Annotated in this window: 49 protein-coding genes and 1 pseudogene; 44 read left to right on the top strand and 6 right to left on the bottom strand. The window is 67.6% G+C overall.

The window, feature by feature from the left end; all coding sequences use genetic code 11:
* Positions 1 to 109: 109 nt before the first annotated feature.
* Positions 110 to 220: a hypothetical protein gene (locus OO71_RS53225; protein WP_425388649.1), complete on the bottom strand. Its 111-nt coding sequence runs from the start codon at positions 218 to 220 to the stop codon at positions 110 to 112.
* Between the two features lie 318 nt (positions 221 to 538).
* Between OO71_RS53225 and OO71_RS51940 the strand changes: the two genes are divergently transcribed.
* The 7 genes and pseudogenes from OO71_RS51940 to OO71_RS53215 all read left to right on the top strand — a co-directional run bounded on the left by OO71_RS51940 (position 539) and on the right by OO71_RS53215 (position 3,582).
* Positions 539 to 817, top strand: a complete 279-nt coding sequence (locus OO71_RS51940; protein ID WP_051791001.1) for a hypothetical protein — start codon at positions 539 to 541, stop codon at positions 815 to 817.
* Positions 781 to 1,164: a recombinase family protein gene (locus OO71_RS51935; RefSeq protein WP_245633559.1), complete on the top strand. Its 384-nt coding sequence runs from the start codon at positions 781 to 783 to the stop codon at positions 1,162 to 1,164. The genes OO71_RS51940 and OO71_RS51935 overlap by 37 nt, the downstream gene beginning before the upstream one ends.
* Positions 1,165 to 1,227: 63 nt before the next feature.
* Positions 1,228 to 1,362 (top strand): hypothetical protein, encoded by a 135-nt coding sequence (locus OO71_RS52860; protein ID WP_281178389.1) that lies wholly within the window; start codon positions 1,228 to 1,230, stop codon positions 1,360 to 1,362.
* Between the two features lie 92 nt (positions 1,363 to 1,454).
* A complete protein-coding gene (locus OO71_RS04525; RefSeq protein ID WP_033288295.1) occupies positions 1,455 to 1,901 on the top strand; it encodes a recombinase family protein in 447 nt (148 codons plus the stop codon).
* Positions 1,901 to 2,473 carry a recombinase family protein gene (locus tag OO71_RS47020; protein WP_156096166.1) on the top strand — a complete coding sequence of 191 codons (573 nt, stop codon included), beginning with the start codon at positions 1,901 to 1,903 and terminating at the stop codon, positions 2,471 to 2,473. Before OO71_RS04525 ends, OO71_RS47020 begins: the two co-directional genes overlap by 1 nt.
* A gap of 66 nt (positions 2,474 to 2,539) precedes the next feature.
* Positions 2,540 to 2,725: pseudogene (locus tag OO71_RS53220) on the top strand (recombinase family protein); the annotation flags it as partial.
* A gap of 17 nt (positions 2,726 to 2,742) precedes the next feature.
* Positions 2,743 to 3,582, top strand: a complete 840-nt coding sequence (locus tag OO71_RS53215; RefSeq protein ID WP_084144711.1) for a recombinase zinc ribbon domain-containing protein — start codon at positions 2,743 to 2,745, stop codon at positions 3,580 to 3,582.
* A 17-nt stretch (positions 3,583 to 3,599) separates the two neighbouring features.
* Here OO71_RS53215 and OO71_RS04515 read toward each other — a convergent pair whose 3' ends face one another.
* The 3 genes from OO71_RS04515 to OO71_RS04505 form a co-directional block, all read right to left on the bottom strand.
* Positions 3,600 to 4,754 carry a site-specific integrase gene (locus OO71_RS04515; RefSeq protein ID WP_162186024.1) on the bottom strand — a complete coding sequence of 385 codons (1,155 nt, stop codon included), beginning with the start codon at positions 4,752 to 4,754 and terminating at the stop codon, positions 3,600 to 3,602.
* 131 nt (positions 4,755 to 4,885) lie between these two features.
* Entirely contained in the window at positions 4,886 to 5,209 is a 324-nt protein-coding gene (locus OO71_RS04510) for a hypothetical protein (protein WP_156096164.1), read from the bottom strand.
* A gap of 160 nt (positions 5,210 to 5,369) precedes the next feature.
* Entirely contained in the window at positions 5,370 to 5,819 is a 450-nt protein-coding gene (locus OO71_RS04505; protein WP_033288292.1) for a helix-turn-helix domain-containing protein, read from the bottom strand.
* Positions 5,820 to 5,998: 179 nt separating this feature from the next.
* Between OO71_RS04505 and OO71_RS04500 the strand changes: the two genes are divergently transcribed.
* From OO71_RS04500 to OO71_RS04350, 34 genes are all read left to right on the top strand, one after another.
* On the top strand, positions 5,999 to 6,328 hold the full coding sequence (locus tag OO71_RS04500; protein WP_033288291.1) for a helix-turn-helix domain-containing protein: 330 nt from the start codon (positions 5,999 to 6,001) through the stop codon (positions 6,326 to 6,328).
* Positions 6,325 to 6,576, top strand: coding sequence for a helix-turn-helix domain-containing protein (locus OO71_RS04495; RefSeq protein ID WP_033288290.1), 252 nt, complete (start codon positions 6,325 to 6,327; stop codon positions 6,574 to 6,576). Before OO71_RS04500 ends, OO71_RS04495 begins: the two co-directional genes overlap by 4 nt.
* A 132-nt stretch (positions 6,577 to 6,708) precedes the next feature.
* Complete coding sequence (locus tag OO71_RS04490) at positions 6,709 to 7,119, top strand: hypothetical protein (protein WP_033288289.1); 411 nt, start codon at positions 6,709 to 6,711, stop codon at positions 7,117 to 7,119.
* The gene (locus tag OO71_RS52855) at positions 7,119 to 7,244 is read left to right on the top strand and encodes a hypothetical protein (protein ID WP_281178388.1); all 126 of its coding nucleotides are present in this window, start codon (positions 7,119 to 7,121) and stop codon (positions 7,242 to 7,244) included. The genes OO71_RS04490 and OO71_RS52855 overlap by 1 nt, the downstream gene beginning before the upstream one ends.
* A complete protein-coding gene (locus tag OO71_RS47010) occupies positions 7,244 to 7,603 on the top strand; it encodes a hypothetical protein (protein WP_051790997.1) in 360 nt (119 codons plus the stop codon). Before OO71_RS52855 ends, OO71_RS47010 begins: the two co-directional genes overlap by 1 nt.
* Positions 7,600 to 8,025: a hypothetical protein gene (locus OO71_RS04480; protein ID WP_033288288.1), complete on the top strand. Its 426-nt coding sequence runs from the start codon at positions 7,600 to 7,602 to the stop codon at positions 8,023 to 8,025. Before OO71_RS47010 ends, OO71_RS04480 begins: the two co-directional genes overlap by 4 nt.
* Positions 8,026 to 8,027: 2 nt before the next feature.
* Positions 8,028 to 8,306: a hypothetical protein gene (locus tag OO71_RS04475; protein ID WP_033288287.1), complete on the top strand. Its 279-nt coding sequence runs from the start codon at positions 8,028 to 8,030 to the stop codon at positions 8,304 to 8,306.
* Positions 8,306 to 8,494, top strand: a complete 189-nt coding sequence (locus tag OO71_RS04470; RefSeq protein WP_033288286.1) for a hypothetical protein — start codon at positions 8,306 to 8,308, stop codon at positions 8,492 to 8,494. Before OO71_RS04475 ends, OO71_RS04470 begins: the two co-directional genes overlap by 1 nt.
* Complete coding sequence (locus OO71_RS04465; RefSeq protein WP_033288285.1) at positions 8,491 to 8,745, top strand: hypothetical protein; 255 nt, start codon at positions 8,491 to 8,493, stop codon at positions 8,743 to 8,745. Before OO71_RS04470 ends, OO71_RS04465 begins: the two co-directional genes overlap by 4 nt.
* Complete coding sequence (locus OO71_RS04460) at positions 8,742 to 9,137, top strand: hypothetical protein (RefSeq protein ID WP_033288284.1); 396 nt, start codon at positions 8,742 to 8,744, stop codon at positions 9,135 to 9,137. The genes OO71_RS04465 and OO71_RS04460 overlap by 4 nt, the downstream gene beginning before the upstream one ends.
* A complete protein-coding gene (locus OO71_RS49875) occupies positions 9,134 to 9,730 on the top strand; it encodes a hypothetical protein (RefSeq protein ID WP_033288283.1) in 597 nt (198 codons plus the stop codon). Before OO71_RS04460 ends, OO71_RS49875 begins: the two co-directional genes overlap by 4 nt.
* Positions 9,727 to 10,467, top strand: coding sequence for a hypothetical protein (locus OO71_RS47005; RefSeq protein WP_051790996.1), 741 nt, complete (start codon positions 9,727 to 9,729; stop codon positions 10,465 to 10,467). The genes OO71_RS49875 and OO71_RS47005 overlap by 4 nt, the downstream gene beginning before the upstream one ends.
* Positions 10,460 to 10,891, top strand: a complete 432-nt coding sequence (locus OO71_RS04445; protein ID WP_156096163.1) for an HNH endonuclease signature motif containing protein — start codon at positions 10,460 to 10,462, stop codon at positions 10,889 to 10,891. Before OO71_RS47005 ends, OO71_RS04445 begins: the two co-directional genes overlap by 8 nt.
* Positions 10,888 to 11,133: a hypothetical protein gene (locus OO71_RS04440; protein WP_033288281.1), complete on the top strand. Its 246-nt coding sequence runs from the start codon at positions 10,888 to 10,890 to the stop codon at positions 11,131 to 11,133. The genes OO71_RS04445 and OO71_RS04440 overlap by 4 nt, the downstream gene beginning before the upstream one ends.
* Positions 11,130 to 11,399 (top strand): hypothetical protein, encoded by a 270-nt coding sequence (locus tag OO71_RS04435; RefSeq protein ID WP_033288280.1) that lies wholly within the window; start codon positions 11,130 to 11,132, stop codon positions 11,397 to 11,399. The genes OO71_RS04440 and OO71_RS04435 overlap by 4 nt, the downstream gene beginning before the upstream one ends.
* Positions 11,396 to 11,629, top strand: coding sequence for a hypothetical protein (locus OO71_RS04430; RefSeq protein ID WP_033288279.1), 234 nt, complete (start codon positions 11,396 to 11,398; stop codon positions 11,627 to 11,629). The genes OO71_RS04435 and OO71_RS04430 overlap by 4 nt, the downstream gene beginning before the upstream one ends.
* Entirely contained in the window at positions 11,626 to 12,132 is a 507-nt protein-coding gene (locus OO71_RS04425) for a hypothetical protein (RefSeq protein WP_156096162.1), read from the top strand. Before OO71_RS04430 ends, OO71_RS04425 begins: the two co-directional genes overlap by 4 nt.
* Positions 12,129 to 12,563, top strand: coding sequence for a DUF6011 domain-containing protein (locus OO71_RS04420; protein ID WP_033288277.1), 435 nt, complete (start codon positions 12,129 to 12,131; stop codon positions 12,561 to 12,563). Before OO71_RS04425 ends, OO71_RS04420 begins: the two co-directional genes overlap by 4 nt.
* Positions 12,560 to 12,946, top strand: coding sequence for a hypothetical protein (locus tag OO71_RS04415; protein WP_051790995.1), 387 nt, complete (start codon positions 12,560 to 12,562; stop codon positions 12,944 to 12,946). Before OO71_RS04420 ends, OO71_RS04415 begins: the two co-directional genes overlap by 4 nt.
* Positions 12,947 to 13,093: 147 nt before the next feature.
* Complete coding sequence (locus OO71_RS53545; protein ID WP_483756972.1) at positions 13,094 to 13,783, top strand: helix-turn-helix domain-containing protein; 690 nt, start codon at positions 13,094 to 13,096, stop codon at positions 13,781 to 13,783.
* A complete protein-coding gene (locus OO71_RS04410; RefSeq protein WP_033288276.1) occupies positions 13,780 to 14,007 on the top strand; it encodes a hypothetical protein in 228 nt (75 codons plus the stop codon). Before OO71_RS53545 ends, OO71_RS04410 begins: the two co-directional genes overlap by 4 nt.
* Positions 14,000 to 14,215, top strand: coding sequence for a hypothetical protein (locus tag OO71_RS04405; protein ID WP_033288275.1), 216 nt, complete (start codon positions 14,000 to 14,002; stop codon positions 14,213 to 14,215). The genes OO71_RS04410 and OO71_RS04405 overlap by 8 nt, the downstream gene beginning before the upstream one ends.
* Positions 14,212 to 16,110: a hypothetical protein gene (locus OO71_RS04400; RefSeq protein WP_033288274.1), complete on the top strand. Its 1,899-nt coding sequence runs from the start codon at positions 14,212 to 14,214 to the stop codon at positions 16,108 to 16,110. Before OO71_RS04405 ends, OO71_RS04400 begins: the two co-directional genes overlap by 4 nt.
* A gap of 151 nt (positions 16,111 to 16,261) precedes the next feature.
* The gene (locus tag OO71_RS04395) at positions 16,262 to 16,480 is read left to right on the top strand and encodes a hypothetical protein (RefSeq protein ID WP_033288273.1); all 219 of its coding nucleotides are present in this window, start codon (positions 16,262 to 16,264) and stop codon (positions 16,478 to 16,480) included.
* Positions 16,477 to 16,665: a hypothetical protein gene (locus OO71_RS04390; protein WP_033288272.1), complete on the top strand. Its 189-nt coding sequence runs from the start codon at positions 16,477 to 16,479 to the stop codon at positions 16,663 to 16,665. Before OO71_RS04395 ends, OO71_RS04390 begins: the two co-directional genes overlap by 4 nt.
* Positions 16,662 to 16,877: a hypothetical protein gene (locus OO71_RS04385; RefSeq protein ID WP_033288271.1), complete on the top strand. Its 216-nt coding sequence runs from the start codon at positions 16,662 to 16,664 to the stop codon at positions 16,875 to 16,877. Before OO71_RS04390 ends, OO71_RS04385 begins: the two co-directional genes overlap by 4 nt.
* Entirely contained in the window at positions 16,874 to 18,256 is a 1,383-nt protein-coding gene (locus OO71_RS49870; RefSeq protein WP_156096161.1) for a hypothetical protein, read from the top strand. Before OO71_RS04385 ends, OO71_RS49870 begins: the two co-directional genes overlap by 4 nt.
* A gap of 160 nt (positions 18,257 to 18,416) precedes the next feature.
* Positions 18,417 to 19,118 (top strand): hypothetical protein, encoded by a 702-nt coding sequence (locus OO71_RS04375; protein ID WP_033288270.1) that lies wholly within the window; start codon positions 18,417 to 18,419, stop codon positions 19,116 to 19,118.
* 5 nt (positions 19,119 to 19,123) lie between these two features.
* Entirely contained in the window at positions 19,124 to 19,528 is a 405-nt protein-coding gene (locus OO71_RS04370; protein WP_156096160.1) for a DUF7736 domain-containing protein, read from the top strand.
* The gene (locus tag OO71_RS04365; RefSeq protein WP_033288268.1) at positions 19,521 to 19,772 is read left to right on the top strand and encodes a hypothetical protein; all 252 of its coding nucleotides are present in this window, start codon (positions 19,521 to 19,523) and stop codon (positions 19,770 to 19,772) included. Before OO71_RS04370 ends, OO71_RS04365 begins: the two co-directional genes overlap by 8 nt.
* Positions 19,772 to 20,233 carry a DUF6221 family protein gene (locus OO71_RS04360; protein WP_033288267.1) on the top strand — a complete coding sequence of 154 codons (462 nt, stop codon included), beginning with the start codon at positions 19,772 to 19,774 and terminating at the stop codon, positions 20,231 to 20,233. The genes OO71_RS04365 and OO71_RS04360 overlap by 1 nt, the downstream gene beginning before the upstream one ends.
* The gene (locus tag OO71_RS49865) at positions 20,230 to 20,460 is read left to right on the top strand and encodes a hypothetical protein (RefSeq protein ID WP_156096159.1); all 231 of its coding nucleotides are present in this window, start codon (positions 20,230 to 20,232) and stop codon (positions 20,458 to 20,460) included. Before OO71_RS04360 ends, OO71_RS49865 begins: the two co-directional genes overlap by 4 nt.
* Before the next feature lie 32 nt (positions 20,461 to 20,492).
* Positions 20,493 to 20,822, top strand: a complete 330-nt coding sequence (locus OO71_RS04355) for a hypothetical protein (RefSeq protein WP_156096158.1) — start codon at positions 20,493 to 20,495, stop codon at positions 20,820 to 20,822.
* Positions 20,819 to 21,022 (top strand): hypothetical protein, encoded by a 204-nt coding sequence (locus OO71_RS04350; RefSeq protein ID WP_033288265.1) that lies wholly within the window; start codon positions 20,819 to 20,821, stop codon positions 21,020 to 21,022. The genes OO71_RS04355 and OO71_RS04350 overlap by 4 nt, the downstream gene beginning before the upstream one ends.
* Positions 21,023 to 21,124: 102 nt before the next feature.
* On the opposite strand, the gene OO71_RS04345 is transcribed toward OO71_RS04350, so the two are convergent.
* On the bottom strand, positions 21,125 to 21,505 hold the full coding sequence (locus OO71_RS04345; protein WP_084144686.1) for a hypothetical protein: 381 nt from the start codon (positions 21,503 to 21,505) through the stop codon (positions 21,125 to 21,127).
* Positions 21,502 to 21,714, bottom strand: a complete 213-nt coding sequence (locus OO71_RS04340; RefSeq protein WP_211260434.1) for a type II toxin-antitoxin system HicA family toxin — start codon at positions 21,712 to 21,714, stop codon at positions 21,502 to 21,504. Before OO71_RS04340 ends, OO71_RS04345 begins: the two co-directional genes overlap by 4 nt.
* A 457-nt stretch (positions 21,715 to 22,171) precedes the next feature.
* Here OO71_RS04340 and OO71_RS04335 point away from each other — a divergent pair, with 457 nt between their 5' ends.
* The 3 genes from OO71_RS04335 to OO71_RS04325 all read left to right on the top strand — a co-directional run bounded on the left by OO71_RS04335 (position 22,172) and on the right by OO71_RS04325 (position 25,134).
* Positions 22,172 to 22,357: a hypothetical protein gene (locus OO71_RS04335; RefSeq protein ID WP_033288263.1), complete on the top strand. Its 186-nt coding sequence runs from the start codon at positions 22,172 to 22,174 to the stop codon at positions 22,355 to 22,357.
* 685 nt (positions 22,358 to 23,042) lie between these two features.
* Positions 23,043 to 23,516, top strand: coding sequence for a hypothetical protein (locus OO71_RS04330; RefSeq protein WP_156096157.1), 474 nt, complete (start codon positions 23,043 to 23,045; stop codon positions 23,514 to 23,516).
* Positions 23,500 to 25,134 carry a hypothetical protein gene (locus tag OO71_RS04325; RefSeq protein ID WP_033288262.1) on the top strand — a complete coding sequence of 545 codons (1,635 nt, stop codon included), beginning with the start codon at positions 23,500 to 23,502 and terminating at the stop codon, positions 25,132 to 25,134. The genes OO71_RS04330 and OO71_RS04325 overlap by 17 nt, the downstream gene beginning before the upstream one ends.
* Positions 25,135 to 25,142: the final 8 nt, after the last annotated feature.

Below are 25,142 nucleotides of genomic sequence, written 5' to 3'. Positions count from 1 at the left end.
GCCATCACTGGTTCGGCCACCAGGGCGGCCAGCCACCGGTGGGCGTCTTGGCCTCGTTCCCGGGCTAGCAGCGCCTGTCCGGCGGGGCCGTCGGCCAGCGATTGCGTGGTCACGGCTGCCTCCGGGACGTACTGCGCCAGGTTGCGGCGGCTTGGCGTGCCAGCCGTAAGCAGATGGCTTCCCGGTCCCGGTTGACGCCGAGGGCGCGGTTGTGGTGCATGTGCAGCAGCGCGGGACGGCGGTGCGGGCGGGTTCCTGGACCCGCAGGCCGTGCGGGCGATCCGGGAGTCGGTCGCCGCTCGGCTGGAACGGGTCGCCGCCGGGGAACACATCTGGACTCGCCGCTGTCGGTCGAAGAGCAGCAGGCCCGGATGCGGGCCTACGTTGCCGAGGAAGTTACTGCCTGGGTGCAGCGCCGCGCCGCGGCTGGCCAGGCGCCGCTGCCGGTCGACGACGAACGGCGGCTCGTGCGCGCGGTGGTGGCTGCGACGACGGATGGGCATCGTGGAGCGAGCCCGTCACCGACAAGCCCCGCCCGGTGCGCACCTGGCTGTACCGCCTCGTGTGCGAGGTCGCGTGGCCGGTTTTCATGCAAGAACGGCACCGCCTGGAGACCGCGGCGATCCGCGGCTACCAACGCGAACTCGCCTTCCGCGCGTGGTACCGCCGCTACCTCGACGCGATCAACGGATGGTGGCGGGGTTGCCACCGTATGGCTACCAGGTGCACCTCCATCGCGTCACTGACCAGGATGGACGCAGCCGCACGCTTCGGCGTCTCGTGCCTGACGAGGACTGCGCCCGCGTTGTTCCGGTGATCTTCCGGTGGTACCACGACGGCCACGGGCCGTCCGCGATCGCCGCACGCCTGGCGGCCGAGCCCGACCTCTACCCGCCGCCGGGACGGTGGACGGTCAAGGTCGCGCGCGGGCTGCTTACCAATCCGGCCTATCTGGGCTATGTCGTCCACGGCCGCACCCACCACGGAGTCCCGCAACCCCCGCGGCAGTGGACCTGGTCGCTCGATCAAGCCCACCCCGCGCTGGTCGGCCCCGCGCAGTTCTGGGGCAGCTACTACCGGCTCCACCCGGGCCATCGGACGCGGCCAGCAGAAGTCGGACCGCAGCGGCCAGGCGTGGCGTCTGCCGACGGGCCGTCTGAGTGAGCCGCGGACGACGCGGTTACCGCCGACCGGAGGGTGACCGTCGAGCCGCCCACCGTGCTGCCGATGCCCGAGGCCGACCGGCCCGCCGCGGTCGCAGTCCTCGCGCAGCGGCTCGCCGAGGTGCTCGCCGACGAGTCGTTCCAGCAGCGGCATCAGCAGCGCCTCGCCGAGCGCGGTCACCGCCGCCGAAGCAGCTGATCAAGCAGCTTGCCCTTACCGAGGAGTCGAGCGTTCGTCGTTGGCCCCAGGCCGATTGGCCTGGGGCCAACGACGTAACCAAGGACGGTCCCATGAGCAACAACCACACACCGCAACCCGACCCGGCACCGCCGACTTCGCGGACCCGCGTCGCGGTCTACCTCGTCGGCGGCGGCATCAAAACCGCGATCCCCGCCTGCCTGGGCGCACACCCCACCTGGCGGCAGATCAACCGCACCTACCGCGAACCCGGCCCGCTGGCCACTCGCCCCGAGCTGCGGCGCGCGCTCACCGACCCCCGCTCCGGAGAGTTCGACCTCCTTCTGGTCCACAGCGCCAGCCAGGTCTCGCGCAACCTGAACGAGCTGAGCGAGATCATCACCGAGCTGGACGAGGCGGGCGTGGCGTTCCGCTCGGCCACCGAATCGCACCTCGACACCACAAGCATCACCGGGCGGATGGTCCTGCGGCTGATGGCCGCCTTCGCCCGATACGAGCAGGAGCACCGCGAGCAGGTGCGTCGCCGGGCGGTGCGGTGATGTCGGCACCCACCGCACCCAAGCGCCGCCAGCGTCGCCCCCGGGTTCGGACCAACCAGGCCACCCAGCCACAGGCGACCATCGGCGCCGAGGAGAACAGCCCGCCGCTGCGGGTGGCGATCTACCTCCGGATCTCCACCGACGAGTTGCACCAGCCCTTCTCGCTGGAAGCCCAAAACCTCAAGCTGCGCAACTACGTCACCTCGCAGGACAACTGGGAGCTCGTCGGCAAGCCCTACATCGATGAGAAATCCGGGGCGACCACCGACCGACCCGCCCTGAAACGCGCCCTGGCTGCCGCCAGGGCCGGGAAGTTCGACGTATTGCTGGTCTACCGCGTGGACCGGCTGTCCCGATCGATCCGGGGCCTGTCGGAGATCCTCGCCGACCTCGAAGACGCGGGCGCGGCGTTCCGGTCCGCGACCGAACCCTTCGACACCGCCACCCCCGCCGGACGGATGATGGTGCAGATGCTGGCCGTGGCCGCCGAGTTCGAACGCGCCACCATCATCGACCGCGTCATCAACGGTATGGAACGCAAAGCCGCCCGCGGCGAATGGCCCGGCGGCTAGCGCTCCCACGGCTACGAAGTCGGCAGCAGCGGCAAGCTCACCATCATCGACTACGAGAAGCCAGTCGTGGAACGCATCTTCACTACCTGTGTCCGCGACAAACTCGGTGCAGCCGCCATTGCCAAACGCCTTACCGCCGACGGCTACCGCACCAAAGCGAACAACCCCTGGTCCCAAGCCGCCGTGCTCGACGTCCTGCGCAACCGCACCTACCTCGGCGAAATTTGGTTCCGCGACCGCTGGTATAAGCCGAAGATCACCACCCGGCGATCATCGGCGAGAAGCTATTCAACGACGCCCAGGACATCCTCGACGCCCGCGGCGACGCCACCACCCACCGCGCCGTCGCCAACTCCGACTACCACCTCGCCGGGCGCCTGTTCTGCAGCCACTGCGGCAACCGCTACCTCGGCACAGCGGCGAAAGGCAACAAGTACCAGTACCGCTACTACACCTGCTTCACCCGGCATCGCTACGGCACCGAACACTGCTCCGCCGACCGGCTGCCCGCCGACCAACTCGAACACGCCGTCCTGACCTCACTGCTGAACACCCTGACCCGCAGCGACCTCATCGAGCAGAGCCTGGCCAACACCACCAGCGAGGTCGAAGACCAACGCGCCACCTACGCCGCCGAACTCTCCGCCCTCGAACGCGACATCACAAAGAACGAGGACGCCATCGACCGCTACCTCAACGCGTTCGAGAACGGCACGATGGACGAGGACACCTGCTCGCCCCGAGTCAAGAAACTCGCCACCCATCTCAGCCGCAGCCGACGCTGGCAGCGACGAAGCCCTCCGCCGCGTCATGCAGACCTTTGTTCACCGAGTCGATATCACCAGCCGCGAAACGGCTGCGCCCACGTTCATCATCCCCGACGCGGCCAATGTGCCAACCCAACGCTCCGCAGCCGCCTCACCAGCGACGACTACGGAGCGAAAGGTTCGCACATTGCCTGGATTGGTGCCCCCGGCAGGATTCGAACCTGCGACACCCGCTGTCTCAGAAAACCCGGTCCGATAGGGTCGATTGTGGGCTACACCTGGGCGGGAGAGGAGAAGTCGCGCCGTTGTGGTCGGTTGCAACCGAGGGTTTCCGGACCGTAAATGGACCAACGTTCCGATCATGAACCCGTATCGGGAGCATCCATGAGCGACTCCAGAGCCTCGGCGGTTTTCGTGTTGGTGATCTTCGGTCGCCGGTAATGCTTCTGCACCATCGCAGGGGTGTTGCCCAGCTGGTCGGCCGCGTCCTCATTCGTGCCGCCCTGGTCGACGATGTGCGTACCAACCGTATGGCGGTACATCCGGGCCGACACCCAGCCGTACCCGATCGCTTCGCACACCGCGTTCAGGCGTTTCGACACGTTGCTGGGGTCTTGCCACTGACCGTTCCACGTCGGAAACATCGCTCCCTTGCCGGCTGCGATCTTCCGCCGGTTGAACGTCGGCGCCGCCCACGACGGATACATCGGATTGATCGCTTTACGTCGGCCCTTGCGGAGGACCTTGCGCTCAATGCCCTGGCCCTCGACGCGAACGAGGTGATGCCCTATGAGGGCAGTGCGCTTCGTCGGCTCGACGTCCGACCCAATCATGGCAAGCGCTTCGCCCGGCCGCGCACCCGTCGCCAGCATGACCTCGGCAAGGTCGGGAAGATCCAGCCACGCCTGTGCCCGCGGACCCAGCTTCTTGTTTCCTGCCCGCGCCTCGCACTCGGCGCGCAGCTTCGCGATGAAGTCCGCTCTCTGGTCGGGCTCAAGTACCAGAATGGGCTCCTGGTCACCGTTCTCGATGGTCTCGACCGATCGAACGGGGTTGGTCATCATGGCGCCGTGCCGGACCGCGTATCCGCAGACATGCGAGAGCACAGTCTTGGCGCGCGTGGCTGCCGAGTAGCCGCTCTTCCCGCGCGTGCCGCCCGCCGTGTCCTTCCGGATCGTTTTGAGTGTCTCGTCGCACATGCCTGCGTCCTCGGCTTCGCGGCACGTTAGTTCGCTCATGTGTTTGCGGAGATGCTTGAGCGTGTCGCGGTAGTCGTACAGGCTTTTGTGGGCTCGCTCGCCGCGTTCGACTTTCGCCTTGAAGTCGGCCAGCCACAAATCCATGACGTGACCAAACCTGGTGTCACCATTGATCTTCTTTCCGGCTACCTCTTTGGACTTCTGAACCAGCGCCCTTTTCAACGCCCGCTCAGCGGCGGCGGCGGTTTTTCCTCGGCGCTTGACCGGTCTCAGCTGACCATTGCGATATCTGAACCGTGTACGTGCTTCGTGCACGCCGGTCCGGATCTCCGTTATGTTGATATTTCCGTAAGTTCCGATTTCGGTTCGAGGTCTGCCCATCGCTTTCCCTTTCGGTCGGCGCGGGGTTGGGGGAAGGAAAAGCGCAAGGACGCCCCCCCGCAGTTTTACGAGAACGGTTTTCCTTCGTTGAAATATCTGGTGATCTCTCGAAATGCTGCCTCCTCACGGCGACATTGGTCGTGGCTGCATCGCATGGCCGCGATCAGTTCCTCATCGGCACGCTCGTCTTTCTCGGTTCGGCGCAACAACATCAGCCAGATCCATGCCAACCCGGCCGCGGTGGTGGCGACGATGAGGAGTGGCGGGGTCGAGTCGTTGTCGATGTTTGAGACCACGAGCACTCCCATGATGGCGGTCAAGGCGATCGCGGCGCAGGCGACCGCGAACGTCCGGGGGGACCGGGACACGGTTTGCGGCATGAGGGACAAAGCAGGCTCCTTCGGACAAGGATCGAACACATGTACGAGGCACGTCGTTCGTCACGTAGGGTGCGTTAACACGTGGCTCGCACTCTGTGGATACATCACCAAGACGGCCTAAGATCAGGTAACGATCCTGGTCAAGGGAAGATCTCGAAATCGACGTGAGCTAACTGTCCGTAGTTAGCTGATCCTCGATTTCGGCCTCGGCCTTAACTCGCATCACTTCGCGGATCCACACGTCGGCCAAGTACTCCGACTTCCTGCGGAACATGTCGTGCGTATCGCGGACCTCGGCCATGGACATGTCCCGCATCCGGGCGCGCTCCGATGCTGACCACTCGTGCCGAGGTGCGAGTTCGGGAGCTGGTGCGCGTTTGGGGAGTGGCGGCAACTCGGCCTCACCCTTAAGGAAGGCGGAGATCGTGCCGTGAGGCCAGTTCAACGCTTCCTCGACTGCGTTCAACACCTTTCGGCCGGCTGCTTCGCCGCGCTCGACAGCGGCGACGCTGCGAGTGCCAATGTCCGCCACCTCCGCCAAGGCCTCCCGGCTGCTGAACCCGAGCCGCTCACGCGTGTCGCGGACATGCTCGCCGAGCTTCTTGCGCATGGCCTCCACGCGCAGAGCGTAGCGCAGGTTTCTGCAAGGCGGGGAACGCCTCGATGGTCTCGGGTTGTGCCTCCGACCTCGTCTTCGCATGGTTCTGCAGCCTACAGGAAATATCAAGGTTGCACAAACAGGCAGATCTGCAGGATCAATGGGTTGCACTTCTTGCAAAAACCTGCAAAACTTCTCGCATGGCACTCCACCCCATCAACCCCACCGCCATCCGTGAGAGGCGTGACGAGCGCGACCTCTCGAACGAGGAATTCGCGGGCGCGCTGGGGATCTCCCCTCTGTACCTGAGGAACATCCTCAGCAAGACCGACAAGCCCGGCGATCGCCTGGTGCACCGGATGGCACGAGTCCTCGGCGTGACGATCGACGACATCACGGCAACGAACGACGGCGTCCCGGACGAGCCGCCGAAACAGCCGAAGCGTGAACCCGCCCACCCGACCCGGCGCCAGGATCAGGAGAAGTCGACCGGTCCGAAACGCGCAACCGGCAAGGAAGTTGCAGCATGAGCACCGCACTTGTCGAGGCGGTGGAGAAGCTCACGGACCGCATCTCCCGGCTGGAGAAGGCTGCGAAGGCCCCGGTCCGCGTCGCGTGGCGTCCGCGCGAGGTCGCGCAGATGACGGGCCTCTCCTACAAGCAGGTCCTCGAACTGATCCACGAGGGACTGCTCGGCGCTGTCCAGGATGGCCGACTTCACGTCGTTCCGGACGTCGAGCTGCAGCGCTACCTCGCCCGCGGCGTCACCGCCGCCTGAGCTGCTGGCGGGCTGGGTGTGCCCCCCCGACCCCGCCCGGCCCGCCAGCTCCCCACCCCAAGAAATGAAGACGCCCGCCCCGGTGCCGTGCAGGGCTCCGGAACGGGCTGACCAAGAGGAAAGGGAGTCCTCATGATCGCTCAACAGAGTACTGGCCGCCGGTGTCGGCGGGCGCTGGGTGCGTGGCTGAATGGCCAGCGGCGCCCGGTCGAGGCGACGCCGCCGAGCTGGCAGCTTCTCGCACCGCCGTCGGTGCGGGTGGCGGAGATCGAGGCTGTCGCCGAGCAGATGCACGGCGCGCTGCGGGTGATGATCGACCCGCATTTCACACCAGGCGAGTGCACGTGGTGTGCACCGGCCCGGCCGGAGCTGGCAACGGTGCGGGTGTGCGGCGACCCCGATCCGGACCGGGACGACCTGCGTCCGCTGTTCGCGGTCGAGGTGTGCCACTCCTGCGCGATCAACCCGCGTACCGGCGCGGTGCGGCAGGCCCTGATCGAGGCCGGGCCGTTCCGACTCGTGTCCGTGGAGGTGTGCGAGTGATGGCGAAGTGCGAACGCTGCCGCGAGCGCCAGAAGCGAATCGAGCAGCTCCAGATGGAACTCACAGACCTGCAGCGCCTGGTCGACGAGTGTGAAGCGGCGACCGCCGCGGAGGTGTGCGAGTGATGGGGATCATCAAGAGGCTCCGGACCGTCCGTGAATGGACCGACAAGGTCGTCGACTTCGAGATCGAGCACGGGAAGAAGAAGGCGGCCGAGCAGAAGCCGGAACCGAAGCGCCGCAACGACAACGACGGCCGGACGGGGAAGCTGCAGGGGCTCGGCGAGCGCATCGGGATCACGGGCATCGTCGCCGTCACCATGGCCGCCGCGGTGCTCGGGCTGGCCGGGTGCAAGCCCGAGCCCGGTACGCCGCACCCGGCGCCGTCGCCGTCGGTGCAGTGCGAGGAAGACGAACCGTGCTGGGACTGCCACACGATGGGCAACCGGCAGTGCGGCCCGGATGACCCGGCGGTGAAGCGGTGAAGCGCCGCGCAGCCAGCGCGCTGCTCGTGGCCGCGTTCGCGGTGCTGGTGTTCCTGGCCCCGGCGGCGCTGGTGGAGCAGACCGGCCCGGCGCATTCGTTCCGGCTCACCGCCGACGGGACGCTGCTCGCGGTCGCTGCTGGGCTGATCGCGTTGGCATACGGGACTTTCCTGCTGGCGTGGCGTGCTTATCGGGCACCGGCCCGGCGGGTGCTGGCGCCGCTGCTGCTGGTCGCGGTCGCCGTGACGGGCTGCAATAACGGGCCGCTGCCGGACGGTCCACCGCCCCCGGCGCGGGCACCCCGACCACCCGCGGACGCGGTTGATCAAGCCCTCACTGCTGACGACGACCTCGGCGCGATGTTGCGCGCGTGGCGAGCTGACGTCGACAGCGAACCCCTCTACCTCGGAAAGGTGGCGTAGCAATGGCGAGCTTGGCGGAGGAACGTGCTGCACGCGAAGGCATGCCGGTCGTGAACTGCGTGCTGCACGAGCTGTTTACCGCGGCGGCCGGGGACCCGATCGTCGTGTCCACCGTGGACGGCAAGCCGGTGTTGCTGCGTCTGGCTACGGCCGACGAGTTCATAGAGCAGAACGCGGCCGCGCTCGCGAGCCTGCCGGAACATCTCCGCCCTGAGCCGGTGACTCGTGCTCGGGCGGAAGACCTCGTGAAGCCGTTCAACATCTGGAGCGGTGGCCGGTGATGGGTCTCCCGGATAAGGCGAAACGCTGGCTGCTGGCGGTGGCCGCGGTCGTGGCGCTGATCGCCTCGGTGGTGATGCTCGCCGTCGCGCTGACGCTGATCGCCACCGGCGGCCCCAACTCTTACCCCGATCCGACCATGACCCACTGCCGACCGCAGTACGGCACCTGCACGGAGGAACCCAGATGACCGCGCCCGACCTGGACCCGTTGTTCGCGCGGTTCGACGAGCAGCGTGACCGCGAGCTGGTGCACGCGGTCGACGACTTCGCCGCCGGGGCCGCCGCCGTGATCGACGCAGCGGAACTCGGCTGGCAGGCACCGTCGACAAAGGAATTCCTGGCCGCCGTGCGCCGAAGCAACGCCGGTGTCGGTCAGTTCAAAGCCATCTACCTCGCGCTCGCCATGCCGGGCGCTGGACGTATCGGAGGAACCCTGTGAGCACCCCAACCGCGCGGGTACGCGCCATCCTCGAACATCTCGAAGCGCACCCCGAACTCGACGGCACCCTTTCGAGTCTGCAGGTCGCCAACAACGCCGGGGTGCAGCTGTTCGTCCGCGACGGCAGCCACCTCGCGGCCCTGATCGCCTGGTCGAAGACACTGACCGGGACGAAGGTTCGGTACACGTACGGAAGCGGCTACCACCTGTACCTGTCCGGCGTCATGGACGGTGGCGCGCGGCTGGACCGAGTAGCCGCAGTGCTCGACGCAGACGAGGGTCAGTTGATCCTCCGCGAGTTCGGTGAGCTGCGCGGTGAGATCCAGCTCGACATGCTCGCGTCTCTCGCCGACGAGATTGCGGCGAAGCGCGCCAAGGATGTGTCGGCGTGAGCGACCCGAACACGGTGACGTTGGAAGAGCTGGCGTCGGAACTGGCTCAGCTCAAGGCGTTCAAGGACCGGGTCGACGGCCGGTACGACGCGCTGAGACAGCGGGTGTCGCAGAAGCTGTCGGCTGGGTCGCGGCTGCGGGTGGATTCCCCGGCGGGCTGGCGGCTGGGCACGGTGCTGCGGGAGGACATCAAGGTGTCCGCGCGGATCGCCGACACGGCCGCGTTCGCGGCGTGGGCGGCGAAAGCGTACCCGGATGCGACGCAACCGGCGTTCGAGATCACCGGGTCGGAGAAGGAAGTCGCGGAAGCGCTGTATCTGGCCGGTGCGACGCATCTGGTGAAGTCGGTGACGGTGGTGGCGGACGAGCTGCGCCGCAAGGTGCTCGACCTGTCCACGGCGAACGGTGCACCGATGGCGCCGGACGGCGAGGCCGAGATCCCGGGCGTGGTGATCGACCGTACCGGCGGGACGGTGAAGTGCCAAACCGCGCCGGACGGCGGGGCCGCGGCGCTGGAAATGCTGGCCGACGGCGACCTTCTGCTCGACCTGCTCACCGCGCCCGAGGCTGAGCCCGAGAGGCGGTCGGCGTGACCCTCACCGACGAACAGAAAGCCGCGCTCAAAAAGCTGCGCCGCAAGTTCCCGAATTCCGCGGTCCGGCAGCGGCCGATCATCACCTGCCCGGCCTGCGAGCTGCTGGACCGGGACCAGCCGGGCGCGGTCTGCGCGGAGCATGAGGCCTCGCATTGCGAGAGCTGCGGCGAGGTCTTCACCGTCGCGCACGAGCACCTCGACTACGTGGGCCACGCCCACATCCGGGAACGCCTTATCGAGGCCGACCCGGGGTGGGACTGGGAACCGTTGGGGCGCGACGACAACGGCAACCCAGTGTTCGACAGCTACGGCGGCCTGTGGATCCGGCTCACCGTGGCCGGGGTGTCCCGGCTCGGATACGGCGACGCCGAAGGGCGCCGCGGCACCGCCGCCACGAAGGAAGTCATCGGGGACGCGCTCCGCAACGCTGGCCAGTCATTCGGGATGGCGTTGGATCTGTGGAAGACGCAGTCGCCACGGCGTCGCCGCGCTGCCAGACCGCCTGCCCGGGCGGCCGTTAAGCCAGTCGACAAACGCGACGCCGACGCGATCCGCGGAACCATCCGCAACTACGCGTCACGCCGGTTCGGATGGGCGCTTCCACAGATCGACGCCAATTTCACGTGCTGGGCAGGCGGCCTGGGCGGCGAGACGTTCGCGACCGCACCGGCAGACCTGCTCGACCGGTACCGCGAGCACCTGGATTCCACGCCTGATGACGGTGCCGATGCTTAGGCGGACTCCGTTGCAGCGCCGCGGGTTCCTGCCCCGCGGCGCCGGGCTGAAACGCTCCCCGATGAAACGCACCCGCGGCCGGACAAAGGCCGAGCGCCGCTCGGAGTGGACCGAGGCGAACGGCCGGGCGCGGGTGGCCGACCGTTCGAAGTGCTGCGAGAAGTGCGGCGCGGGCGGGGTGATGCATTGGCATCACCGGAAACGACGGTCGCAGGGCGGGACGTGGGCGCCGTCGAACGGGTTACGGCTCTGCCCTCCCTGCCATGGATGGGTGCACGCCAACCCGGACGAGGCGAAGGAGCACGGGTGGCTTGTCGATCGCGACGCGGACCCGGCTGCTGTGCCGTTCGAGCACTGGCAATGGGGCCCGGTGCTCATCGACGACGACACCACCGACTATCACCGGAAAGGTGAAGCAGCATGACGATCACGGTGCAGCAGCTGAACGCGATCTGCGACCGCCTGGCCGCCCCGCCGATGCCTGCGGAGTTCCGGGTGTCACCGATCGGTGTGGTCGCTGTCCACGATGAACGGTTCTACGGGGGCCGGGCGCGGCCGTGGTCGGTGGTGTGGGTTCCGCCCGGGCATCACTCGCACTGGCCGACCATGTCGTTGCTGCCTCAGGACGTGGCCTCGTGGGCTGTGCTTCGGCCGGGTGTGTCATGAGCCGGAAGTGGGCGCCGGAACTACCGGACGCGGAAGTCCGGCGCCGTACCGAGGTCTTGATGCAGCAGCACGCCAAGCAGATGGAGCGTGCGCGTCCCGGATGGATCACGATGCACGTCGAGTACGGGCGCCTGTGGACGCGCGTGAACCATGCCCGCGCGATCCTGGGGAACCCGACGATCCCGAACGTCGACAAGGTTGCTGGCGCGCTCGCAATCCTCGACGGCGCACCGGTGGTACTGGTCAGCCGTGGCGGTGGCGAATGACCTCGAAGCACAGGCGGTTCGCTACCCCGACGGAGCAGGCGCACGGCGTGCTCGGCGGCCCGATCGGGAAGGGCACGCCAGAGGAAACCGCGGCGTGCGTGCGGCGGGTGAAGCTGGAGGCCCGAGACTCGGCTGAGGCCGTGGACATCCTGCAGATGCTCGGGATAGTCGACGTCAACTTCCGGTGGGTCGCGGTGTCGCGCAACGGGCGGAAGAAGGTCCCGAAGTGATCGGCAGTCCTGCCGCAAGACGGCAGGCGGGAGTGTTGGTGCAGCTGGCCTCGGAGGGCCAATTCGCCAACCATGTCGCGGGCCTGATCGGGCAGGCCCGGCAAAACCCGGCGCGTGTCGTCGAGGTGCTCGGCGTGCTCGCCGCCGCGCTCGCCGACGGCGACCCGGTCCGGCCGACCGGGGAGATCCCGGCCGTGGAGCCGCGCCCGGTCGACCTGTCGGTGTCGCCGCTGACCCGGTATCTGCGCCGCGCGCACACCGCTTACGCGGGCGGCAACCGGTCGCTGTGGGTCGTCGAGGGGGAACGCGAGTATCAGCGGCTCAAGAAGCGGGACCAGCGTGTGCGGGATCGGGAGCGTGCCGCTGCCGAGCGTCGGCGCGGGACGCTGCCACCGGCCGGGGAACTGCGGTGGCTGCTGGAAACCGACAGCGTCGAAGCCGTCGCGCAACGGTTCGGCGTCCGCCCGGACGCGATCGACGCCGCGTTGAGGCGGGCCGCATGACCGCGTCTGTGTGCGAGAAGTGCCACAGGCCGCTCAAGGACGTCGAGAGCAAGCGGCGCAAGTACGGGCCGGTCTGCTACCGGAAGCTGTTCGGCCCGCCCGAGCCGAAACTCCGCAGCAGCAAAGCCCGCCCTTCTGCCGCGCGGCCCGTCGACCACCACCCGGTCGACCCCAACCAGATCCCGCTCATGGAGGTGGAGGTACCCGTGAACGCGACACCCGAGGTGCAGCACCGGCTCACCGTCGAACACTCCGGCATCAACCCGAACACCTACCGAGGCGAGTGCTCGTGCGACGACGCGTGGGCATGGGTGTCGCTCGTGGGCCTCGGCGGACTCGAAGGCCCGTGGCGCGACCACATCGCCAGCTTGCCGTCCGCAAAAGATGACGGCCACGCTGCCCCCACCGTCCAGGAAGGACAGAAGCAGTGACCACCTACACCCTGAACGCGGAATTGACCCTGGTCTCCACGCACTGCGTCACGTGCGGCGTGCCGTTCGCGATGCCGGACTACCTCATGCGGAAGCGTCGCGAGGACGGCGGCGATTTCTACTGCCCCAACGGCCACAGCCTAGTGTTCCGGGAGAGCGAAGCAACGAAGCTCAAGCGGCGGCTGGAATGGGCGGAGTCCAACGCGACCCACCAGCGTGACCAGCGCGAGGCAGCCGAGCGCTCGAACGCTGCTCTCCGCGGCGTCATCACCAAGCAGAGGAAGCGCGCCGCCGCTGGTGTTTGTGCGTGCTGCAACCGGTCGTTCCGGGACGTCGCGCGGCACATGGCCAGCCAGCACCCCGGCTTCGTCGCTACCGCCTGATCTCGCGGTCCCGGTCGTTCCCCGGTACGGGCGGGACCGTGCACCACCCGGAAAGGAGCCGAACGATTGACGATCGTGTCGGTCGATGGGCAGCAGCCGTGCGGACGGTTCGAATGGGAACGCGTCGTGCGCCGGGTTGACTTCCCGATGCGGCTCAAGCTGGTCGCGTTGACGCTGGCGACGTACGCCGACGCCGACGGCACCCGCGTACGCCCGGGGGTCGATGTCCTCGCTGCTGTGACGGGGCAGGGAGCGAGCACGGTACGGCGCCTGGTGGCCGCGTTGCGGGAGTCGGGTCTGATCGAGGTCGTGGCGCGTGGTGGCGGCCGGTCGGGTCGTGGGCGCGCCACGGAGTACCGATTGACGCTTCCGTCTGATGTGGACAGTCTGTCGCTGCTGCCGCCGACCGAAGTTTCATCGCTCCGTATAGCGAGCGCTCAATCCGACGATTCACCGCTCGCCCAGGAGAGCGCTCAATCGGCACCGTCCCCTGTGGACAAATCGGATTCACTGCTCGCCATAGAGAGCGGTCAATCCGCGGCGGACGAACCGATTGACCGCTCGGAAAACACCGTTACGGGCCTATTGACCGCTCGCTCCGGCCTATTGACCGCTCGCAGCTCCGAGCGCCTACCAAGTCACTTACACCAACCACCTAAAAGCGACCAACCTTCTGGCCCGGACCCAACGCAACCACCGACCGCGCGCGACCCAACCGAGCCGATCCAGCTTCGCCCCCGCAAATGTCCGCACGGCCTCCCTGCCCACCACCGCCCCGACGGAACACCCACCTGTGCCGCCTGTCGGCGCGGGCTCCCCGCCAAGGACACCGCATGAGCCACGACCGAACCGGCGAACGGATCGACGACGACGAACCCCAACTGCCGTTGCATGACCCGCGCTGCGACGGGAACGGCTGGGTGGACCGGGACGCTGATCATCCGCGTCCCTGCTACGACTGCCGCCCGAAACTCCGGCCGCCGAACCTGCGTCGCGCATTGCTCGACGCAGACCAGCTCCGTCAGGAGCCCCGAAACCCCGAAGGAGACCCGGATGCCTGACCAGACCGAGAACGCCAGCGAGGGAACGACGCGGTTGGTGACGTTCACTGCGATCGAGCTTGACCGTGACGGAAAGTTGGTCGATCAGGAGTCGTTCGTGATCGATCTCGATTCAGCCGAATCCAACGAGGAGGGCACAGTATCGGCGTGGCTGGGGACGGTCGATGGCCAGCGTGTCCGTGTGACGATTGAGGAGCTGCCCCGATGAGTCAGGGTCTGGACAACGAGAACGTCAGCGAGCGGCCGAACCAGCCGGGCGGAACGGGCAAATGCGACGCACAGCACCCGGATCACGATCACGTCCGGTGCACCAAGGCTGCCGGGCACGGGGAAACCCATCGTGACTTCGCGGAGCCGAACTGCACCTGCTACACCTGGAACCTCGCCAGCGAGCAGCCGAATGCGGGCCAGGAAACGGCGCACAGCGATGATCCCGCCGTCCTCGCCGAGCACTATCGGATCCTCGCTCACGAGATCGGGCAGGAAGCCAAGAAGGCGATCGCCCGCGCCGATGCCGCGGAGGCGAAAGCCGCGGAGTTGCGCCTCGATATCGAGAAGATCCTCGACGTAGCGCTTGGCCCGAACGTGACAGATGGCACCGGGGAGGGTGTAGTCGCGGACGTGGCGCTACTCGCGGAACGGAAGAAGGCCGCGGAGGCGAAGCTCGCCGCGGCTGAGCAAGATCTGTCGGTGCTGCGGGACTCGGAGGCGATCGAGCGTACCCACATGTGGCTGGAGCGTGAGCGTGACGACGCCCGGGAGCGGATCGAGGCCGCGCTGGCGGTCGTCAACCGGTACGACCCCGGGCTCTTCCCGCTCAGCCACATCCGCGCTGCCCTGACCGGCTCGAAGCCAGTTATGGAGCCCGTCACGGACCGCGAGCCCACGATCGTCGACCAGGCGCGCAGCACGCTGGTCGCGATCAGTGACGCGGTCGGCGACGACGACCCGTGCCACGACACCGTCAACCACCCCGACTGTCACGAGATCCTCAACCGGGTGCGGGAGATGACGGCGGCCTACTTCGCCGTGCCCGTCACGGACCGCGAGCCCACGACCGTCGACCATGTGCGCAGCACGCTCGAAATGCTGGCCCTGCGTGAACGCGATCTGGTGCGGAAGCAGCGTGACGGGCTGGCGGCGAAACTCGACCAGGTACGCGCCGAGGTGCTCGACCCGATCAACGACTACGGTGCCGTCATAGGGCGCATCTCCCGTATCGTCTTCCACGACCACGCCGAGCCCGTCACGGACCGCGAGGAACCGGCGCGGACCGTCGAGCCGTTGAAGCTGGAATGCCCTGACTACTACTGCGCCCACTGCTACGTGCAGAGCCTTGGCGAGCCGCACAGCGTCGTCTACCACGCGTTGTGGACACATCTGGAGATCGTGCACGGCGCGAAGGCTCTGCCGGACCGCGAGGAAACGGCGTGCGATGTCGAGCAGTTCCTTTTCCACAGGTTGCAAGATCTCCACGCGGGGCGGGAAGTTGCGGACTCGGATTGGTTCTCCACCACCACGGACACGCTGCGTGGGATGGCCGTCCAGTTGACTCGTTGGCTGCGCGAAGGCGGCTACGTCACGGACCGCGAGGTTGCCGTGCTGCCTGCCGACTGGCGAAGGCAGCTGCACAAGGTTGAGAACGGCGCGGTGGATACGCGGTCGACAGCGAAGACCGTTCGGTTGATCGAGTCGTGGGTGGGCGCGGACCGCGAGGAACCGGCGCGCGGCTACGTGCCGTGCAAGTACCAGGTGATACCCGGCGTGTCCCGGGAAGACGGCGGCTACTGCATCGCGAACGCCACGGACGGCGAGTACTGCAAGCCGCACGCCGACGCTCTCCGCACAGCCAGCGAGGAACCGGCCGGCGAGACGAAGCCGCGTGTGTTCTTCCCCGGTGACACCGTGCCCGCACAGGTGATCGTGTCCGACGAGTACGGGTACCGGTACGGCGGTCGAACTGATTCGTGGGTCGCCGATGATGTGTACGTCGACCTGAAAGATTCGATCATCGAGCAGTGGCAGGCTCTCGTGGACTCGGCGCGTCGGGAATGTGCAGCCCAGCCTGTCGAGCGCCAGGCGGACAGCGAGGCACAGAGATGAGCGCACCCGTGAATGAATCCCGATACCCGGACGCTGCGATGCCTGATGCGCCTGAACCGCTCAACACCGACGGCCACTGGGTGTTCCGCGGTTTCGACCAGATGGGACTCGACGTGTGGTCGTGGACTGAAGAGAGCAGCGAGGCACAGCGATGATCCTCGGGAAACGCACTGCGAAACTCGTCCGCGAAGCGATCGTGCTCGCTCACGTCCATGGCGTGCTGTGGGGCCACGCGTTCCCGCGCAGTTCCGGCGAGCCCTATCCGAAGGATTCCGCCGTGGTGGCGAAAGTTCTCCGCGCCGCGAAGTCGCATCGCGACCTGTACCCGACGCTGGCGCGTGTCGAATCGGACAGCGAGGCACAGCGATGAGCGAGTGGGCCGAGCGGATGCTGAACGCCGCGAACGACGCGCTCGGCAACGACACCGGCAACGTCCTCGACTGCTCGACAGCGAAAGCGTTGGCCGCCGCGCTGGCGGAGATGGCGGAGCGCCCGGACAAGTGGTGGCACCAGGAAGAGATCGACGAGCTGGTTGCGGAACTGGAGAAGCGATGACCGACGCCGACACCCCGCCCTGCACCGGCCTGTCTCCCCGGGGAGACCGCTGCTCCCACGCTGCCCGGTTCCGGGTGCGCGCTTCGGCGGATGTGACGTACGGGTCGCGGGCCTGTCCCGCGCACCTGGCGCAAGTGATCGACTTCGTTCGGGCCGACGGCCCCGTGACCGTGGACGTGGCGCGCGGCTGGCTGGAAGGGGAACGACCGTGACCGACGCCGACCCCCCGCGCGTGCCAGACGTGTGGTGGAGCCCAAGCGAGAGAGTGTTCCTTCGCTCGGGGCCTGGGTATTTCTTTGAAGCCTGGTCAGGATTCTCGGCCCCCGAGCTGCCCGCCGACGCCGTCGGCCCGCTCGGAGATGTCGAGGCGGCGTTCGCCGCTGGCCTTGCGCAGGGAGAGCAGGCCGCCAGCGATTCCGCGTACACCGACCTGACCAAGCTGCGCGCGGACATCCGCGCCGTGCTGGACTCCGACTGGCCCGACGGCGTCTCATGGGACGACGACGCAGACAGAAGATTCAAGGAATTGCGTGCCATCCTCGACCGCGAGCCGGGCCGCGAGGAGCCGTCGCGCTGCCTTGACGGCGAATGCAACCAGGGAATGTGCGGGGGTTCCCCGGAACCGTGCGGAGGCTGCTGCGGTTGCTTGAGCGGGTGCCTGGACGCTGAACCCGCCCAGGCGTCGAGCGAGGAGCCGAACTCCCAGCGAACTCCCAACTTCTCCCAAACTGGGAGTTCGGAGCCCGCTGCCGCTCCACGCGAGGAAGCGTCCAGGATGCGCATCGACTCCCGATGCAAGCACGGGAAACAGCCGCTCTGGTGCGCGGTGTGCGCAGGCGTCGAACCGGAGCCCGCCCCGCGCGAGGAAACCGCCGCTACCGGTCACTCGGACTCCGAGGCGTACACCAACTCCCAGAACACCGGGGACCCGTACGAGCAAGGACCACAACGGGCAGCCATCGAGATAAAGGCACCGCTGCAGGATCCACGCCCGTGGGAGGTCACCGGGGACGTTCGACCGCACGCCCGAGATGCAGGCTGTGCTCGAACGCTGGGCGCCGCACATCATCCCGAACCCCCACGCAGGGAAGCCACTCCCGCACGGCCACGTGGTGGAGCACAAGCCGGAGGAGGGGCGATGAAGCTCTGGGAAATCGATCACCCGTACTACTGCTCGGAGGGCAACTACTTCTCGACCGGCTACTACGAGCGGTACGGGTCGTGGGAAGGGTTCGTCGAGTCGGAAGGCGATAACGACTTCGACAGGAACCTCGTGTTCCGCTGGGACTGGAAGCCGCGCGAGTTCATCGAGGACGACACGCTGGCTGGTCGTCAGGAGTACGCAGATCGGTTCGGCGACCGCGACCACGCCTGGACGCTCCAGGTGTTCTGGATGCTGCAGCGCAAGGGGATCTTCCGCTGCACTGAGGTCGAGGTCTGCAAGGCCGACGAGCCAGCCGTGCGCGAGTGGCTGACCGAACGGGCAGAACACATTCGGCTCCTGTGGGAGCCGCTGCTCCCCGCGTCTGCCTCCCCTGTAGCCAAGGAGGACGGGCACGAGGAGGGCTTGTGTCCGCCCGCTGCCCGGTGACGGGGAAAGCCCGGTACCGCAGCGAATCCCGCGCGGACGAGGTGCTGGGGAGTATCTGGGCGACACCGCATCCGGGCAGGCGTCTGGAGCGTCGCGCCTACCAGTGTCCGTATTGCGGCAGTTGGCATTTGACATCGAAACCACCCCTGGAGGAGGCATCGTGACGACCGAGGTCGCTGTCGGCAAGTGCCACGTGTGCCGCCAGAAGGACGCGACGAGCGTCGCGTACTCGTGCAACGACTGTGTGAACCGGTTGATCCGGTTGGTGCGGGAGATCGTGGTGTACGCGACGCTGATCCTCCCGTTCATGGTGGAGCCGGGTCGGGGCATGACGGGCAGGATGTCCCCGGGCTACGGGCCACACTCTCCGGCCCGTGACGACGTGATCGCGGCGCTTGATCCGCGGTCGTTGGCGGGGGACGTGGACGAGCACGGTGACGCCGTGACGCGCCGCCCGGACGACGCGGGCAGCTGGGTCGCGTCCATCCCCGGGCGCCTCCGCTACCTCGCGGACGCGATCGCCGAGGAGCGCGACGAGTCCCGCCCCGGCGGGAATCTCGACACCGACGCGGACTACGTCACCCGCAACGCCTGGTGGCTCGGCGGACAGGACTGGGTCGACGACGCTGTCGGCGACCTCACCGAGCTACACCACATGGCCCGCCAACTGGCCGGCGACGCCCCGCAACGAGCCCTCGGCGCCTGCCTCACCGTCACCTGCGACGGGCAGGTGCATTGGGCCGGTGTCGGCAAACCAGCCCAATGCAAGGCGTGCAAACGCACATATGACGGTCTCGATTTAGTCAGGTTGGAAGCAGCGCAGGAGACAGCAGCATGCCCACCCACCACCAAGGCAGGATGACCACCATGGCCACACGCGAATTCCACCTCGGGCAGCTCCTCTCGATCACGGATGGGCATCTGGTGTCGCCCAACCACATCGCGGGCGTGTACGAGCTCATCGGCTTCGTCACCGGGCAAGCGCACTTCACCCACCAACTGCCCCGCGCCGCGGACGTAGTCAAGCCATGGCTGCTCGAACAGCACCCATGGCTCGCGGACATCACCGTCCCTGATGGGCTCGACAGCGAGGAGAAGGTGCTGCGCTGGCTCGTCGGCGCCACGGAGAAGCACGGCGCGATGCACCCGGTCGAGCCGATGCCGGAAGGCATGTACGTTGGCCGGGAGCCGTCGACCGAGCTGCGGGAGATCGCCGGAGACCGGCCAATCCTCGGCATCGACCCGGAAGAGGAAAGGCGCGCCCGTGGATGACCTGATCAGCCTTGGCGCCCTACCGGGGACGTTCTTCTGCATCCGGTGCGACCGTAACCGGTGGTTCTCCGAGGGCGGTGTATGCGGCTTCTGTGGGCACCGGGAATATGAGGTCGCCGCGCTGGGCGGCCTGAACCCGACGCCTGGCCAGCTGGCCGCGATGCGTCGTCGCGAACATGCTGACCCGCGCGCCGTGTTGGCACGCAAGCTCGAACGCCTCGGCGACTGGGAGGCGTTGGGCTGATGGATGACCTGATCGCGTTCCTCCGCGCACGCCTTGAGGAAGACGAACAGCACGCACAAGCTTGCTGCCCCGTTCGGTGGGTGTCCGGACCGTTCGGGGTGCAGGTCGATCCGACAGAGATCCGTGACAACAAGCTGGCCTACGGGAATCTCGGCTACGTTGCAGGTTCGGATCCGAACGAGTTGGGTTTCGCGTACCGCGCGCACATCGCCCGCCACGACCCGGCCCGGGTGCTCGCCGAGGTCGACGCCAAACGACGGATCATCGAGCTGCACACGCCCCGCAAGCGCCACGATGGCGACCTGGAATGCCCGACGTGCGTCTACACAGGCGAAGACGAAGACGCTGGCGGCAATCGGTTCCGCTACGTCGAACACGAGGACGCTCCGTGCGAGACGCTTCTCCTGCTCGCCCTCCCGTACGCCGGTCACCCGGACTACCGCGAGGAGTGGAAGCCATGAGCGTGAGAGCTCGTCTCGGCATCCGTCCGCCGTGCTGGTATGTGGCGTTGCCAAAGCTCGGTGTCCCGCGTGAGGAAACTCCCCGCCAGCCCACGAGCGTCGAATGGTACGAGGGCCGTCCGCCTCGTGACCTGTTCCTCCGTGGCCAGCCGCGCGACACTCGGCGGGCGCGGGTGCTGCTGCAGCTGGCACGGGCACGACGGCGCCGGTGGGTACACGTCGGTTGACCTCGGCTGTCACGCTACTTACAGTCGAACACGTGAGCGAAGACAGCCTGCTTCCGCCTGAGATCCAGAGGCAGCACAACATGCCGTGGCTGTGGCGGATCAGCCGCCGCGACGACTTGCTTGCCGAGCGCATCGGCACCTGCAGCACCCTGTCCGACTTCGCTGCCACTGACGCGCAACGAGACTGGTTCCTCAAGCAGTTGGCAGGGTTCGGGCTCAACGTGGAACGCGACTTCACGGTCGAGCGGGTCCGCGGCCCGCTCGACCGCGCCATCGCCGAGGACCGGGCGCGCCGCCGACGCCTCGTCGATGCCCGCTGGGCGAACCGGCAGGCGGAGCTTGCCGGGCAGGCACGCCGGTGACCGGCCGGGCCCGCGCCGCGGACGTCGTCCTCCTCCTCGCCCAGGAAGCCGACCGAACCGGCGACGAGTGCTACCGGATCGGCCCGGCCACGCTGCGCCAGTGGGTGCGCCGCGGCCACATCACCCGAGGTGACGGCGGCTACAGCCTCCGGGAGATCCTGGCGTACCTCGACCGTAGGGATGCGAGGATCCCGACATGAGCGACGACCCAACGACCCCGATCTGCTCGAAGTGCGGCACCGCGCCGGCCGGGCCGGGCGGCATCTTGTGCCCCGGCTGCAAGGACGCCATCGGCTCCGGGCCTACTTCTCACGCTGCTTCGTGAGCTGGCTGATGCGCTGAGGAGCTACCCGCAAAATCCGGGCTGCGTCCTGCTTTGACATGCCCGCGGCGAGGAGCCGATGCACCGCTGCACGCGTCTTCCGTCCAGCCTGTTCCTGTGCTTCGGCTGCGTGGCGCGTCGCCTCGCGGGCCTCGCGGACCTCGTCCGCCAACCCGCCCGGCGGCACGAACGTGACGTCCACGGTCACCTCGGACGGGTCGACGTCCTCCATGAGGGCGACCATGTCGACGGCCATGCGTTGCGCTTCGGCGGTGGTGCGTCCCTGGGTTGTGCCGATGCCGTCGGCCTCGACGATCCACCACCCGCCTTCGCGGGTCGCTGTCGCTGTGTAGGTCTTCACTGCAACCATCCCTGGGGTAGGCAGGCCATTTGCTTGCCGATGCTGCGGACAACGCCCGGCGTGATGCTGTTGTGGCGCGGCACCGGGGCGCGGTGCTTGCCGCACGGGCAGCCGTAGACGGTGTGGTCGCCGGAGTCGCGGAGCTTCCGGCAGCCGTTCGACTCCAGTGCCGTGATGACGTCTGCTCGTTTCATCGGCTTGAACACCATGACCGTACTCTACCCCCACTAGATAGTAAATGTAAAGGGGGGCTAGATAGTAATGCGGGGGCGGATAGAACACCACGACACACCCAAGATCCACCCCAGTGATTGCCCCAGGTGATCGCGTGTGTCACGCTTACCCCGGGCGTGAGCTATGCCCACCGGCCGCTGCGGGCTGACGCGCAGAGAAGCCCGATTGCCTCGCCGGACACGGCTGCTCTGCGCGAGCGGCAGCAACCGGGGACACGTCTACTGGCCGTGACCAGTCCCGGGGGCGGGAGCCAGACGACAGACCGGCCCTCGTTGCCTGCTCTGCAGGTAGGCACGGGGGCCGTTCTCATGCCCCGCGGGCAGCGCGACGGGCGCGCCTACTCGAAACCTACTCGAAACACCATGCACCCCGCTGACCTGCGGAAAGATGCCTACTCCCAACCGGCGGGTAAGAACGATCAAGGGGTATCGGATGGCCGTGCGCACCGGGTGGCTGGTCGCCCCCACTGATACCGGCTCCGAGGTCACCCCCGTGGACGACGTGGTGGGTCACACCCCGGGCGATGACTGCGCCTGCCTGCCCTACGTCGAGCATGTGCAAGGCGAGGACCGGTCGGGCTGGATGGTTGTGCACCACGCCTGGGACGGGCGCGAGTAGTCACCATGCCGAGGGCGCTCAAGGTGTGCTCGGTACCCCAGTGCCCCGAGCTGGTGCCCGCTGGCACTGGCCGCTGCACCGAGCACGAGCGCGCAGCTGAGCAACGTCGAGGCAGTGCACGCGACCGCGGGTACGACCGGGCACACGAGACCCGGTTCCGCCGGGGCGTGCTGGCCAAGCACCCGATCTGCCAACTGTGCGGACGCGCATGGTCAGTGCACGCAGACCATCATCCGATCGACCGACGCACGCTCGTGCTGCGCGGCGAGAACCCGAACGACCCTAAGCACGGGCGCGGAATCTGCGCTCGGTGCCATAGCAAGCACACAGCTGAAGCTCAGCCGGGCGGCTGGAACGCACGCTGACGGCAGGCACATTCGATCTTCGGTGATCCACAACGCGGCGCGGAGTCGATCACCGAGACTCCATACCCCCTGGGGGGTACCCCCCGAAGTGGATCACACCGGGACCGCCGGGGAGGGCTCCGGATAGCGCGGAGGGTTCAGAACATCCGGACGGTCACCGTCCAAGCACCTGGGTGTCGCGCAAGGCGGCGTCCGCCGACGTGGCGCAAGGCCGCTGAGGAGTGAGCACGATGACCAAGGGCGGAGCACGGAATCGGTCGGGTCCGAGCGCGGATCCGACCTCGGGCCGGAGTGATCGGCGCGGCGTGAAGCTGACGGCGTTGCCGGCTGAAGGGTACCGCGGTGAGGTGCCGGAGTTCCCGTTGACGAAGGTCACGGTGTACGACGAGTACTACGAGGACAAGCAGCGGGTCCGCGTGCCGGACGAGGGGGCGACGGAAGCACGCTGGGAGCGCGAGATCTTCCTGTGGGAGTGGGCGTGGTCGACTCCGCAGGCATGCGCGTGGGCGAACGAGCGGTGGCGCTGGCATGCGGTCGCGATGTGGGTTCGGACGTCGGCGCTGTGCGAGTCCGCGGAGGCGACAGCGGCCGACAAGAACTCGCTGCACCGGTTCGCCGATCAGATCGGGCTGACGCCGGCCGGGTTGCGGGAAAACGGGTGGGCGATCGCTGTCGACGAGCTGGCCGACAAGCGCGCCAGCTCTGCGAAGGATCCCCGGGCTGACTCGCGTGCCGCGGCACGCGAGATGAAGTCGCGAATGTCGGCGGTCACGACCGATGGCGCCGGAGCCTAAGCGGTACGTCGTCGACTTCCCGACTCTCTGGGTCGCGCCGGCCTGGGTGGAGCGGCATTGCATCATCCCGGACGGGTTCCGGAAGGGTGCGCCGTTCCAGCACTACGACTGGCAGCTGTGGTGCACGCTCAACCACTACCGTGTGCGGCCGGACGCGGAGGCGTACGACGAGAACGGCTACCCGACGCGGGCGGCAGCGTTCTGGTACAGGCGCTTCCAGGTCATCGCACCACAGAAGGTCGGCAAGGGGCCATGGACAGCGACGCTCGCGTCGAACGAGGGTGTCGGGCCGGCGCTGTTTGCTGGTTGGGCGGGGAAAGACGACGGCTACGTCTGCGCGGAGCACGGCTGTGGCTGCGGTTGGGAGTACCCGTATGACCCGGGTGAGCCGATGGGGATGCCGTGGGCGACCCCGCTGATTCAACTGCTGGCGACGTCCAAGGACCAGGTTGACAACATCTACCGACCGCTGCAGGCGATGGCGAAAAACGGGCCACTCGCCGACCTGATGTTGCCGCGGGAAGGCTTCATCCGGCTGCCGAATGAAGGCCGGATCGACGCGGTCACTTCGAGCGCGCAGTCGCGGCTTGGTAACCCGATCTCGGCGTACTTCCACGACGAGCCGCAGCTGTACACCGTCGAGAACAAGATGGTGAAGGTCGCGGAGACGATGCGGCGTGGCGCGGCGGGCATGGGCGGTCGGGGCGGGGAGACGACGAACTGCTACGACCCGTCGCAGAACTCGACGGCGCAGCGAACGCGGGAGTCCCGTGCGAAGGACGTCTTCAGGTTCTACGAGCCGCCGCCGGCGGGCCTGAAGTACTCGGTGAAGGCGGATCGCCGGAAGATCCACGCGTTCAACTACGCGGGCTCGCCGCACGTGAACCTCGACTCCATCGAGGCTGAGGCTGCCGAGCTGATGGAGAAGGACCCGGGGCAGGCGGAGCGGTTCTTCGGGAACCGGATCGTGGCCGGGCTCGACACGTGGATGGACGTCGAGAAGTGGAAGGCCCGCGCGGCGAAGAAGGCCCCGCCGCTGCGGCGTCGGACTCAGCTGGTGCTCGGGTTCGACGGGTCCGATGTAGACGACTGGACTGCAATCCGCGCGCAGACCCGCGGCGGCTACCAGTTCACGCCGTACACGCCGGCCGGGCCGACTATCTGGAACCCGGCCAAGCACGGCGGGAAAGTGCCGCGGCTGGAGGTGCATGCGGCGGTCGAGTGGCTGTTCAGCAACTTCGACATCATCCGGATGTACGCCGACCCGCCGTACTGGGAGACCGAGGTCGACACGTGGGCGGAGCAGTTCGGCGAGAAGCGCGTGGTCCGGTTCGAGACGTACCGGCCTGTCCAGATGCACGCCGCGTGCGAGCGGCTGCTGGTCGACGTGAACAAGGCCGACAGCGGCTTCGCGCACGACGGCTGCGACGACACCGAGCTCCACATGGGAGCGGCGAAGAAGGCGGCCCGGCCGCAGAACCGTTACGTCCTCACGAAGCCGGGCGACGGCCGGAAGATCGACCTCGCGGTCGTGTCGGTGATCTGCAACGAGGCCGCCGGCGACGTCACGGCCGCGAAGCTGTGGAAGCAGCACGACAACTTCGTCTATACCGCCTGAGGAGGGTG

Source organism: Amycolatopsis jejuensis, assembly GCF_000717335.1.
Classification (GTDB): domain Bacteria; phylum Actinomycetota; class Actinomycetes; order Mycobacteriales; family Pseudonocardiaceae; genus Amycolatopsis; species Amycolatopsis jejuensis.
The sequence above is the reverse complement of the archived record's forward strand: the minus strand, read 5'-3'. Positions and strand labels throughout refer to the sequence as shown.